Raw genomic sequence first — 12,633 nt, 5'->3', positions numbered from 1 at the left:
GCATGCGGCATGAGATTTGTAAAGTAAAGGATCTTCCGGTGGGCTCCAATAAAATCGTTGCTCTTGAGGGCCGGTCGGTAGGGGTTTTCAATGTCAACGGCGAATTCTATGCACTCAAGAACAGCTGCCCGCATCAAAGCGCTCCGTTGTGTGTTGGGAGGGTAACCGGCATGACCCTGCCGTCTGCACCAGGCGAATACCTGTATGGTAAAGAAGGCGAGGTTGTAAGATGCCCTTGGCATGGCTGGGAATTCGATATCCTAACGGGCAAATCGATCTATGATCCTCATAAATGTCTGGTCAAAACCTACGAGGTGGCTGTGGAAACGGTGGAGGAAGAGAAAAGCGTTGAAACCTACACCGTCAAAGTGGAAGAAGAGAAGGTCATTGTCTACATCTAAAATGGAGGGGACTTACCATGAGAAAGGGACTTCGTTCCACGGCTCTGAGTACTCTTGGCATACTGACCGCAGGTACAGCGATATTGGCCGGCTGCAGCTCTGGGCAGGCAACCACAACAGATAGCGGTCAGGATAAAAAACTGACGATCAAAGTCATGTCCTCCCTTCAAACCGAGCCGCCCGATATGAACAGTGCGTTCTGGACCGGCTTGGAGCAGCGGACGAATACACACCTCGATATCGACTGGGTACCGATCAACGATTACATGAATAAAGTCAATATTGTGATGGCATCGGGAAATATCCCTGAGGTGCTCACGATCACAGAAGTGACGGACCCCAACGTAGTGGACGCCATCAATAAAGGGATGTTCTGGGAGCTTGGAGAGCTCCTGGGGGACTTCAGCAAATATCCGAACTTGAAAAATAACGTTCCGGAGAGCGCGTGGAAGCTCATGCGTTACAACGGGAAAATCTACGGACTGCCCCGGACGAGACCGCCGATCAACTCCGTAGAAATGATCCGTAAGGATCTGCTCGATAAAGTGGGTCTCCCGATGCCCAAAACGATGGATGAGCTGCTGACCAGTCTAAAAAAGATTATTGACAGCGATCCAAGCGGCAGCGGTAAAAAGGATACCATCGGCTTGGAATTCGATGATTCCTTCCATATGGCTTTTGGCGGAGGGACTCCGGAGTATACGAAAGACGGTGGCTTGTATCCTAAAGAGCTGACGACGGCTTATACGAATTTGGTGGATTGGTTCCGAAAGGCTTACTCGATGGGCCTCATGTCGCAGGAATTCGCTGTGATGAAGGATTCCCAATATTACAGCATGTTCGAATCCGGCTTGGCTGTGTTCTACAGAAAAAATGCATGGCATCAATATCGCTTGGAGCAAGGGTCCAAGAAGCTGGCGCCCGGGGCCATTGTCGATTACGTCCCTTATTTGACCGGTCCGAGCGGAAGCACCGCGATCCTCACACCTGGCTTCTATGGCGGGCAGTTTATACCAAAAACCGTACCCAAGGACAAAGCGGAGAAAATTTTGCAATACTATGAAAAAATCGCGAGTGCGGAAATCACCGACTATATAACCTACGGCCAAGAAGGCATTCACCACAAAGTTGAAAACGGTGCCAAAATCATGACGGATCAAGGGAAGAAAGAAATCAACAACACGACCATCGAGCCGTTTGTTATGAAGCTGGATCCTTGGTCTAAAACGGACAGCCCGCTGGCTCCGACCGAAGTGAACCTGAGGAACCGGGAAAAGGTCAAGGCTGTACAGGCCGTGGCCAAAATCGATCCGTACACGGTCATAAATTCGCCTACTTGGGTGACCCAATGGCCGAAATACTCGGGCGAATTCACCACCATGAGAACCCAGGCAATCATTGGCAAAATTACGATGGACCAGTACAAAGCGTATATTGATCAGCTGAGAGCGAAAAAGGAATTCGCCCAATCATACAAGGAATTCGGCGACAACTATAAGTCCTTGTTCGGCAATTAACATGTAAATACACCGGGCTGTCAATCCATATCCATGATGGCCCGGTCCATCAAGAAAGGGAATCAGTATGGAAGGAGTGTTTACATGAAGCCTACGGGTCAGGCCGCCATTACGGCAGCAGCGGCCGTTGCAAGCAGCCGTAAATCTGCCAAGTGGAAGCGAATGGTGCAGTACCGGTATATGTATCTATTAGTGCTTCCCGGCTTTTTATATTTTTTAATCTTTAAAATGGTGCCCTTCTGGGGGTTAATCGCTGCCTTTCAGAACTATTCGCCCATGCTCGGGGTTCTCCACAGCAAGTGGGTAGGGTTTAAGCATTTCATCGATTTATTTGAGTACGAGCATTTCTACATCCTGCTTCGCAATACGTTCTTCATCAATCTGTTCAGCATTGTCTTTTTATTTCCGCTTCCCATCGTTCTATCCATCATGCTGAATGAAGTGCGGCACGAGGTGTTTAAACGTATCAACCAGTCCATTGTCTATATGCCCCACTTCTTATCTTGGGTTATCGTGGCCAGCTTGACGTTCTTTTTGCTTTCCACGGATGTCGGGCTGGTGAATAAGGCGATCCGCGGGGCAGGCCTTGAGCCGATAGCGTTTTTGCAGGAGCCGAATTATTTTTGGGGGCTGTTGACCGCACAAAACATTTGGAAAGATACCGGATGGGGAACCATCATCTTCTTAGCTGCCATTGCCGGCGTCGATCCTTCGCGCTATGAAGCGGCTGTGATTGACGGAGCCGGCCGGATGAAGCAAATCTGGCATATCACTTTACCGGCGATCCGCCCGACCATCTTGATTTTGCTTATTCTTCGTTTGGGACAAATCGCGGACGTCAGCTTCGAGCAGGTGCTGCTGATGATCAATCCATTAGTGTTAAAGGTCGGGGATGTGTTCGACACTTATGCCTATCAGCAGGGGATTCTTAGCGGACAGACGAGTGTCGGCGTAGCCGTGGGCATGTTTAAAGGCATCGTCGGAATTATCCTGGTGATGATTTCCAATTTCGTTGTCAAGAAACTCGGGCATGAGGGAATATACTAGAAGGGAGGATTTGGCATGAGCTTTGTGCAAAGCAAGCGATTGACGCTATTCGACTATCTCAACTATGGGGCGCTTACGCTGATTTCAGTCATGTCTGCCTTCCCGATCCTTTACTTAGTCATCGTCTCCTTGACGGATAAAGACGTGTACGTGCCGTTCCAGTTTAATATATGGCCTGCAAAATGGTCACTAGAGTCGTACGCCTACATCATGTCGACGCCCAGCTTCTTATCCGCTTTTAAAAATACAACCTTCCTTACCGTAGTCGGGACGTTATTGAATCTAATCTTCACCTTTACGATGGCCTATGGATTAACGGAAAAACAAATGCCCTATCGCAATGCCATCATGAGCATGGTAATTGTCACCTTGGTCTTTAATCCCGGAATTATTCCGAATTATTTGCTGGTGAAGCAATTAGGGTTGCTGAATACGTTCGGAGCGTTGATCTGGCCCGTACTGACCAACGCGTGGAGCTTAATTGTGGTCAAAAGCTTCTTGGAGTCCATCCCAACGGAGCTCAAAGAGTCTGCCAAAATGGACGGCTGTACGGACCTGGGGGTATTTTTCCGGATTATCCTGCCGCTCTCCATGCCCGCTATTGCTGCGTTCACCTTATTTTTTGCCATCGCGCACTGGAACACCTACTTCAATGCTGTGCTTTATCTGACGGACACGAATAAGTGGACCTTGCAGGTACTGGTAAAAACGCTGGTTTTGGATGCCAGCTCGAATATGACGGGCAATTCTGCGGTGAACGATCAAGTGCTGCCTCAAGAAACCATCCGCGTCGCGTCGGTCGTTCTGGCTATGCTGCCGATTCTGGTTGTCTACCCATTTTTACAGCGGCATTTTGCCAAAGGGGTTATGTTGGGATCGGTTAAGGGATAAAAACGGTTGTTGACCTTGTCCCTAGCGCTTATAATTAACTATAATTGGATAGTTTGTTATAGGGAGGGATAAGTATAGCCACGTGGGTGAGTTCTCTATACAAGCGCATTTCGCAGGTCAGCAATCGTCAATCCTTCCTCTACCGCTTTATCTGGTTTGGCTGTTTATCCGCATGCATTCCAGTTTTGTTGATCGGCGGCGTTTATTATCAGCTGTCGATGAAAGCCGCCGTCAATGAGGCCGGTCAAATTTCCGATTCTTCCTTATCCAACGCCAAAGATAGACTCGAGCGCATCTTCGGATCCGTCGAGCGGACCTCACTGCAGCTGACAACGAATCCTCTGATTAGGAACTCCTTTTTTGATAGCGATTCCAATGAAAAAATATTGGCTCATTTGGAGATTTTAAAGCTGCTGCAGGTGGCCAATAGCTCCAATGACTTTATCGAAGATACGATTTTATACGATGATGTATCCGAGGATATTTTAAATAATGAACACGGCTTCGTGATCAAAAAGATGTATCGCTTGCGGCCTGTGCTTGATTTTCTGATGCATTTCGAACCTAAAGATCAGTGTCTTTTGATCAATCAGCCGTTTATGGAGGAAACCTTGGCCTGCGTCCGCTTCCTCGCACCGACGAACGCCCGAACAACCAGGGGGCTCCTGATCACCAAATTAAAGAAAGATCTCATCCAGAAGTATCTGGAAGGCCCGATCGTTTACAGCGCCAAGCAATCCATGCTCGTTTTGGATTCCTCCAATCACATCCTGGTTCATACGGGGAAGCATTTTCAGGATGAAACAGGAATTTTGAATGATCCATCGATTCGAACGATCATTCGATCTGAGAGGGCCAAAGACAGCTTTATGATGGAAGATGGAAAGGGAGCCCGTTATTTTTACAGCTTTCGAAAAACGGAGCTAGGCCGGACCTATATCTCCAAAATTGCGGAGGCCGATGTGGCCGAGCACATGAGCTGGATTCGCTGGGCGATTATTTTGACCATACTGCTTTTTATTAATATAGGAATCGCTATCACGGTATTCGCCAGTCTCAAAGCCTACCGTCCCATTCGACAGTTGGTTGAATTGGGGGAGAAGCTGAATAAGAATCATCCTCCCGCCACACGACCGGAGAATGATCTCCACTTTATTCAAGACAGCTGGATCTACCTGAATGAACAATCCCAAAAAATTAACCGCTATATGCAAAAATGGGAGCCAACGATTAAGGAAAGCTTCTATTTGCGCCTGCTGGAAAGAGGCTCATTCGAGCGAGGTTCACTGCCCATCGAAGAGCTGGAGCCTGATTTGGCAAGACTGCATGAGAATCATGCGTTTGCCGTCTTGATCGTCCATTTGGAGAATATGCATAAGGAAACACGGTTTCAGCGAAATGACGGACCGATCCTCTCCTTTATCATGAAAAATGTGATGACCGAAGTGCTGCAAAAGCAAGAGTCCATCGACGGAGTGGTGTGTATTAACCGCAGTGGACTAGGGTCCGCGATTGTTTTCTTTCCCCGAAGCATGCCGGAAGAGGAGATGAGAAAGGCCGAGTCCCGCTTTGCTTCCGAGCTCGTTCATGCCTTCCGCAGCCATTTGAAATTGGATGTTTGCATTGGGATCGGAGGGATTTATCCGGATTTATCGGGCATCTCCACATCTCACAGCGAAGCCTTTAAAGCGCTGCAATATCGGCTCTATGAAGAACAAAACCAGGTCATTATCTACCGGGAGCTTGAAAATCAGAAGAGGCACGCTGCATTTCATTATCCGTTTTACATCGAAGAAATGCTGATGGACCATCTCGAAGGCCGACGTTTAAAGGAAGCGAAGGACAATCTGCAGGAATACTTAGTGGCCGTGCGCTCTTCCAAATCGCATACGATTATTTCTCAGTGTTACTCCTTGCTGCTCAGCACCATGTGCAAATCCTTAATCAAAAAAGGGTTTTCGCAATTATACGATCAAGACCTGCTAGCTTCATTGCAAGAGCGAAAGACGACCGCTGATGTTTACGATTGGTTCATCCACACGATTTTTCCGTATTATGGCATGGAATCTCAAGCTTCCAATCCGATGGGGACGGTCGTTCAGAAGGTTTCGCAGTATATCCAAGAACACGTGCATGACGACATCTCGCTGATCCAGTGTGCCGAGCTGGTCGGTATAAGTCCTCCGCATTTGAGCAAAATGTTTAAGAAAGAAATGGGCATCCATTTCCTGGATTATGTTTTGGATTGTAAAATTAAAGAAGCTCAGAGGCTGTTGGCAACCACGACCTTAAGCACGAGAGAGATTGCCGAACAAATCGGCTACACTGAACGAAGTCTGATTCGGATGTTCCAAAAGTATACGCATATGACGCCTAGTCAGTTTAGGACGCATAGCAGCGCTTAAACAAGAGTTCCTAAGGTATGACAGTATATTGAGAATAGCTATTCGTGCCTTCTCCAAGGCGTACCTAAATATCGAAGCGCCCACCGGTCCAGTCCATACCAGCCGGCCACTTTCCATGCCAGCACCAGCCAGGTTGTCAGCACCAGCAGCACCGGGTTTGTGCTCAACGTTCCGGCAAACAAGTAGCTGGAATTCATAAAGCCGCCAAAAAAAGCCGCAATGCCCGTCAATAAGCCTAAAATTAAACCGAGCCCCACTAGAACCTCGCCATAGGAAACGATGTACGAAAATAACTTGGCATGCGGAAGAACGGCATTTTCCAGGAAAGAGCCATACCAGCCTGAGACATCCTTGCCGGCTTCCGCTTTCGTGATCGCGCCTTTGACAAAGCTCTGCAAGGCGGACCCCGCTTTTTCTCCGGTCCAAACGTCAGCTGTAATTTTGTGCCAGCCCGCCGAGAGCCACTCATAGCCAACGTACAGCCGGATGACCAGCCAAATCCATGCGGAACGGGTATCGCTAAATAAAAAGCGGGATACCGGGTTCTCAGGTACAACGATATTTCTTCCTAACAAGCTAACATTTTTCTCCTCCATGACTACAGCCCCTTTCAAATCGCTCATTCAATGGTTGATCGGTTAATGCCGTAATATGAGTATATAATGCTTCGATTGGTTAGAAAGTGATATTTGTCACACGAATCTTATTTTAACTCAGCTTCTTGCTTCGGCTGCTCCATCACGACAGAGCCATCGTCCAGACGCAGCCACGTATCAAAACGCCGCTCGCCTGCGTACATACGAATCACTCGTGCCCCGCGCGGAAAGCCCTCTCGACCATAAGTGTTGTAGCCGGTTGCGCGCCCGTAACAGAGCCGGATGCCGTGCATCTCTCCCCAGTAATCGTTGACATGATCGTGGCCGACGAACGTGCCCATCACATCGCCCATCTCGACCATCGCTGCGAACAGGCCGGAATTCACGCGCGCGCAGCAGACATCCTCGAACTTTTGCCCATAGCATACACCTTGCTCCCAAATATCCTGATATTCCGGCAGCGGGATGTGGAAAAAAGCGAGCGAGGGCAGCGGCACGCCGTGATTCGCTGTAAGCTGGCGGGACTGCTGCTCATACCAAGCGATCTGGTCGCGCCGGATCCAGTCATAGCCCTTCACATGCGGCACAGGCGACCCGCAGCCGGAGTCGAGAAAATAAAGCGCCGCCTTTACAGCACCCTCACCGTCCGTCACCTGAATCACGTAGTTTCCAACGCCGCTGATGTCAGCAGGGCCTTGCTCGAACAGCGAATACTTATGATCCCCGATCGCATCCGCCAGCTCCTCCCGAGTAACACCGTTCTCCGAATCATGGTTGCCGAAGACCAGCGCCCAAGGCGTCTGGCTTTGTTCCACGACCGCAACCGCCTCTCCAAGCGACGCCAATGGATCACGACATGGCTCGGCTCCAGGGCGCACTCCCCCTGTGTAGATCACATCGCCGGTGAACACCACCAGATCGGGCTTCTCCGCCTGCAGCACCTGCTCCATCAAGGCACGGCTTCGCAAGTCGGCCTCCTCGGTATTTTTCCAATGAATATCGGTAAATTGCACGATCTTCAGTGTGTTATCCTCGCGAAATGAAAGCTTTAGCTGTGTGGTTGGTTTCATCGTTATTCCTCCCGATCTGCGATTAAAAGCTCGATGTCGGACGCTTGTAGGTGCTGTGTCCATTCCTCAGGGCACTTCCTGTCGGTGATGATCATGGATACCTTATGCAGCGGTGCAATAGCAGCGAAGGTGGTTTTACCGAACTTCGAGTGATCCGCGAGCACAATCGTTTCTACGGAGCGCTCGATCATTTTGCGTGAAATGCGTGCTTCCTTCAAGTCATAATCGCTAATCCCGTCGATGAGCGAGATCCCTCCCACCGAAATAAAAGACTTGTGTACCTTGAACTGGTCCAGCAGGCTTTCGGCAATCGTTCCTGTCGCGGAACCTGTTTCTACATCAACCTCGCCTCCGATAAAAAGGATCCGTCCCTTGAAAGTCGTCATAGCGAGCTGCAGCACTGGCACGGAGTGGGTAAGCAGCGTCACGTCCGGCCGGTCCTGAAGATGGCGTACGATCTCCAGTGTCGTTGTGCCGTTATCAATCAGGATCGTATCGCCTTGCTCGATGAGGGAGGCGGCGAGCTTACCGATGGCAGCCTTTTCTTCGGCAAAGGTCTTAGACCGATGGGCAAAAGAGGGCTCCACGCTTTCCATCCGAGCTCGGACCGCTCCGCCGTATACCTTCCTTAATACCCCTTCGTTCTCCAGGCGGTCCAAGTCTCGTCGGATGGTTTCGGCGGAAACGTGAAGCTCCGCAGAGAGCGAGTGAACCTGAACCTTTTCTTCCTTCATTAGTAGGTCTACAATTATTTTCTTCCGGTGTTCAAACGTTAGGGACATTGTGTTCTTCCTTTGTGGTATGATGACTAAAGATGACTGGTTATGTGGTTTTAAGTGGAATATATCGGTAATCTACAGCCATTGTCAAGATCCAATTGAAAGGGTGACCAAGCATGGGATTGAAATGGGACGGGCACACGCACACGAAATTTTGTTATCACGGCAGTAGTGCACCACAGGAGCTATACCTCGATCGGGCGATTGCGCTGGGGTTTGAGCGATATACGATGAGTGAGCACCCGCCCTTGCCGGTTGACTGGGTGGATGACCCGATATTGATGGAGAGCCTGGCGATGCCGCCTGAGGAGCTGCCGCTATATTTTCAATACGCTAAGGAGATGAAGCAGAAGTACCAAGGCAGGCTGGAGGTGACGGTCGGTCTGGAGCTGGATTATTTGCCGGGGAACTGGGAGTTTACAGAACAAATCGTGGATCGTTGGCAGAACGACCTGGAGGATGTGGTGTACTCGGTCCATTATTTGCCCGGGAAAGGCGGCACGCGATGCATTGATTATACGCCGCAGGATTTTCGGGAGCATCTGTTGACTTACTACGGCACGATGGAGCGGGTGGTAGACGAGTACTTCAACCAAGTCGAAGAGGCTATTGCTTTGGCGGCTAAGCTGCCGATGCGCGTCCGAATGGGCCACATCAATCTGATCCGAAAATTCCAACGCGCCTTGCCAGATATCGATGAAGCTCAGATTAAAAGCCGATTGTCAAAGGTCATTCCGCTCTTAGCGAACGGAAAGGTCGGAATCGATGTGAATACCGCAGGTCTTCGGGTTGAAACCTGTGGAGAGCCATATGTGCCGGAATGGTTCTTAGCTGCATGCAGGAAGCAGGGAGTGGATTGCATTTACGGCTCTGACGCCCATAAGCCGGAGCATCTGGGAACGGCCTGGGAATGGTTTGCCGAGCAGCCCCAAGCAAAAGCCGCCACGGACTAAATCCGTGACGGCTCTTCATCGTATTATTGATGCGTTACGCTGTAGTCATAGACCCAGTTTTCCGCATAGGCATTTGGATCTTCGCCAGGAGCAGTGGAGTCGTTGGATTGCGTGTAGTTCCCGATCTTGAAGTACGCACCGCTGAAGCTCTTGGTTTGCGTGTAAGGGACGGATTGGCCATTGTATTCGTAGTGGATGACACCGTTCGAAACAATGATTTTGACCGTGAACAACGTTCCCAAAGTATAGTTGGAATCCAGCAAATACCCGTGTGTGTTGTTACCGTCCGTAATGTAAATTTTCGCTGTTGTAGACACGCCGCCGGGGTTATTGCCTTCTACACGGAACACCGTAATGTCATCATTAGCGTCATGGATTTGGCCGACCACCGTTTGCGGTTTAATAATGGTCAAATGCGTTACCTTTTGCTTGATGTACATGGTGTGCGTTTTGCCGTCATTCGAGCCCCAGGACATATTATTGCTCGAGCTGGTGCCGGAGTAGTTGTCGACCATTTCGCGAAGCTCGCTTCGCGGATTTTTGGAGCCACTGGTCGATACGGCGCCGTGGTTGGCACGGAATTGGACGGCATAGCCATCCGCGTCTTGCGCAACCTTGAACCATGGATCGATGGAATAGGTATCCAGTTCAGGCTGGAAAACTTCTTTTGGTGTATTTGGATCCGAAGCCTGAGGAATTGGCAGTGTAATCTTCCAGTTTTTCAAATACAGCACTTGCGAAGGCAGCGTTGGTGCACTACCGGACAGCGTTGTAGCATTCGCCGTATTGCTGGCAGTGGAGAGGTTGCCTGCCGCATCGGTGGCTTTAACTGTGTAGCTGTAAGCAGTGGAAGGTGTCAAGCCCGTATCGCTGTAGGATGTGCCTGTCGGAGAACCGACCAGTGTACCCCCGCGGTAGACGTTATAATTTGTCACGCCAACATTGTCTGTGGAAGCGGTCCAGCTCAGGTTGATTTGGGTGCTGGATGCAGCTGTAGCCGTCAGGCCCGTAGGTGCCGTAGGGGCTTGCGTATCGGACGACGCTTGTGTCGTTGCAGTAGCCGTGTTGCTTGCAGCCGAAACGTTGCCGGCCGCGTCTTTCGCTTTTACGGTATAGCTGTAAGCCGTCGAAGGCGTTAAGCCGGTATCGCTGTAAGAGGTGCTAGTCGGAGAGCCGACAAGCGTCGTGCCGCGATACACATCATAGCCGGTTACGCCGACATTGTCCGTGGAAGCGGTCCAGCTCAGGTTGATTTGGCTGCTGGAAGCCGCTGTAGCCGTCAAGCCCGTTGGAGCCGTAGGCGCTTGCGTATCCGAACCGCCGCCGCTGCCTCCGGTTACGGTGAAGTCGTCGTATCGAACGTCAGTAGACGTTGTACCGCGTGCAAAAATGACCGCACTGGTATTCGTGGAGCCGGTTGTGAAGGAGACGGAAATTTGCGTCCACGTCGAGGAATTGCCGCTCACGGTAACCTCAGTGCCGCCGAACGTATTTGCCCCGATAATTCCTTGACCGAGAATCCATGCGCTAACCGTATAGGTGGTATTAGCTGTTAGACCGGTAATCGTTTGCGATACTTGCGAGCCCGAAGCGGAGATTTTGGCGGATTTGGTGCCGCTGTGGAAATCGCTCGTAGAGATCGCGGTTGAGCCGCTGGTAGCCCAGCTGGTGAAGCTGCTCTCAAAGCCAGAGTTGGCAACCGTCACTGTGGTACCGCCGCCGCTCGCTTGCGTTGTCGCTGTAGCCGTGTTGCTGGCTGCGGACACGTTGGCTGCCGCATCCTTCGCTTTTACCGTGTAGCTGTAAGCCGTGGAAGCCGTCAGTCCGGTGTCGCTGAACGAAGTGGCTGTCGGAGAGCCGACAAGCGTGGAGCCTCGGTAGACATCATAGCCGGTCACGGCTACGTTGTCCGTGGAAGCGGTCCAGCTCAGGTTGATTTGGCTGCTGGAAGTCGCAGTGGCTGTCAGCCCTGTAGGTGCAGTAGGCGCTTGTGTATCGGTTACCGCAATGTCGCTGACGAGCACATCGTCCCACCAGCCGGCGCCTGTGGAATAAATTCCGATTTTACCGGTGGACAGGCTGGTATCGGTTACGCTAACTTGCTGTACGCCGTTGACGGAACCGGAGATCGTCGAGCCGTTCAAGGAAAGCTGCAGGGTGTAGAAGGTCGAAGTGGTAAAAGTAAAAGGGGTGCTTTGCAGGGTAGTGGTGGTGCCGCCGACTTTTTTCTTCAGTACGACGTTGCCATTGTTCAGAGCGAGCAGGTAGTAGTTGCTGTTATCGGTGTAGCGACCGAGAAGGCCGGTAGTGGCGCTGGTGGAGCCGGTTTGAATCCGGGCTTGGTACGTGTAGTTGTTCCAGGTGGAGGTGCCGTTCGTCATGATGTAATCGGTGGAGGTTGTAGTGGTTTGTTTAGCCAGGTTCGTGCTAATTTGGGAAATAGCCCAGTTCCCGTTGCTGGTCGCATTGACCCAATTGCCTTGCGGGAAGGCCGAGTAGGATTCAAAATCATCACTGAACAGCGTGGCCGCAAACATCGGAGTGACAGGGAATAAAGCGAAGATCATCAGAACGCAAAGCAGGAAACGCAAGCCTCGTTTGGCTTGTTTGGTTTGGGTACGCAACATCATCATATCCTCCCTTTTGTTGCAACGGTTATCGTGCTTTCTGCGATATCAGTTGTCAACTTTACTGGTTCTAGGCGAAGTCAAGATGTCATCGTGGTGGGTTATTCTCCCTCTTTCCAAAGAACAAACGTAGTTCCCTTAATGAAAGATTAAGCGCTTACAGAAACAAACTTCACCTCCTGATTCTAAGCTTGTGCCCGGCGCAATTTCGCTGTCTGGTGAGCGATGCTCCTCTTGGTGTCCCTCCTTTCCACATGTTACCATTATATAGTGAACCTTGAGAATAAGGTAAAAGTTTTTTTGGGTTCGCTTGTAAAAAATTTAGGTTCGATTATGGGTGTTTTCGT

General features: G+C 50.5%; 10 protein-coding genes. 6 read left to right on the top strand and 4 right to left on the bottom strand.

Annotation, left to right across the window (positions count from 1 at the left end; all coding sequences use genetic code 11):
* Positions 1–2 precede the first annotated feature (2 nt).
* The 5 genes from FPZ49_RS05575 (at position 3) to FPZ49_RS05555 (ending at position 6,261) form a co-directional block, all read left to right on the top strand.
* Complete coding sequence (locus FPZ49_RS05575) at positions 3–401, top strand: Rieske (2Fe-2S) protein (protein ID WP_144844374.1); 399 nt, start codon at positions 3–5, stop codon at positions 399–401.
* Positions 402–418: 17 nt separating this feature from the next.
* Positions 419–1,918 (top strand): extracellular solute-binding protein, encoded by a 1,500-nt coding sequence (locus FPZ49_RS05570; RefSeq protein ID WP_144844372.1) that lies wholly within the window; start codon positions 419–421, stop codon positions 1,916–1,918.
* 84 nt (positions 1,919–2,002) lie between these two features.
* Positions 2,003–2,965, top strand: a complete 963-nt coding sequence (locus FPZ49_RS05565; RefSeq protein WP_261381269.1) for an ABC transporter permease — start codon at positions 2,003–2,005, stop codon at positions 2,963–2,965.
* Positions 2,966–2,980: 15 nt separating this feature from the next.
* Entirely contained in the window at positions 2,981–3,856 is an 876-nt protein-coding gene (locus tag FPZ49_RS05560) for a carbohydrate ABC transporter permease (protein WP_144844370.1), read from the top strand.
* A gap of 86 nt (positions 3,857–3,942) precedes the next feature.
* Positions 3,943–6,261 (top strand): helix-turn-helix domain-containing protein, encoded by a 2,319-nt coding sequence (locus tag FPZ49_RS05555; protein WP_144844368.1) that lies wholly within the window; start codon positions 3,943–3,945, stop codon positions 6,259–6,261.
* Between the two features lie 38 nt (positions 6,262–6,299).
* On the opposite strand, the gene FPZ49_RS05550 is transcribed toward FPZ49_RS05555, so the two are convergent.
* From FPZ49_RS05550 to FPZ49_RS05540, 3 genes are all read right to left on the bottom strand, one after another.
* Complete coding sequence (locus FPZ49_RS05550) at positions 6,300–6,857, bottom strand: DoxX family membrane protein (protein WP_144844366.1); 558 nt, start codon at positions 6,855–6,857, stop codon at positions 6,300–6,302.
* Between the two features lie 107 nt (positions 6,858–6,964).
* Positions 6,965–7,927: a metallophosphoesterase family protein gene (locus FPZ49_RS05545; protein ID WP_144844364.1), complete on the bottom strand. Its 963-nt coding sequence runs from the start codon at positions 7,925–7,927 to the stop codon at positions 6,965–6,967.
* A gap of 2 nt (positions 7,928–7,929) precedes the next feature.
* A complete protein-coding gene (locus tag FPZ49_RS05540; RefSeq protein WP_144844362.1) occupies positions 7,930–8,709 on the bottom strand; it encodes a DeoR/GlpR family DNA-binding transcription regulator in 780 nt (259 codons plus the stop codon).
* Between the two features lie 113 nt (positions 8,710–8,822).
* Here FPZ49_RS05540 and hisJ point away from each other — a divergent pair, with 113 nt between their 5' ends.
* A complete protein-coding gene (hisJ, locus tag FPZ49_RS05535; RefSeq protein WP_144844360.1) occupies positions 8,823–9,659 on the top strand; it encodes a histidinol-phosphatase HisJ in 837 nt (278 codons plus the stop codon).
* Positions 9,660–9,682: 23 nt separating this feature from the next.
* Here the strand turns inward: hisJ and FPZ49_RS36660 are convergent, their stop codons facing one another.
* The gene (locus FPZ49_RS36660) at positions 9,683–12,286 is read right to left on the bottom strand and encodes a polysaccharide lyase family 7 protein (protein WP_261381268.1); all 2,604 of its coding nucleotides are present in this window, start codon (positions 12,284–12,286) and stop codon (positions 9,683–9,685) included.
* Positions 12,287–12,633: the final 347 nt, after the last annotated feature.

This window comes from Paenibacillus cremeus (genome assembly GCF_007786445.1).
GTDB classification, from domain to species: Bacteria; Bacillota; Bacilli; order Paenibacillales; family NBRC-103111; genus Paenibacillus_G; species Paenibacillus_G cremeus.
The sequence above is the reverse complement of the archived record's forward strand: the minus strand, read 5'-3'. Positions and strand labels throughout refer to the sequence as shown.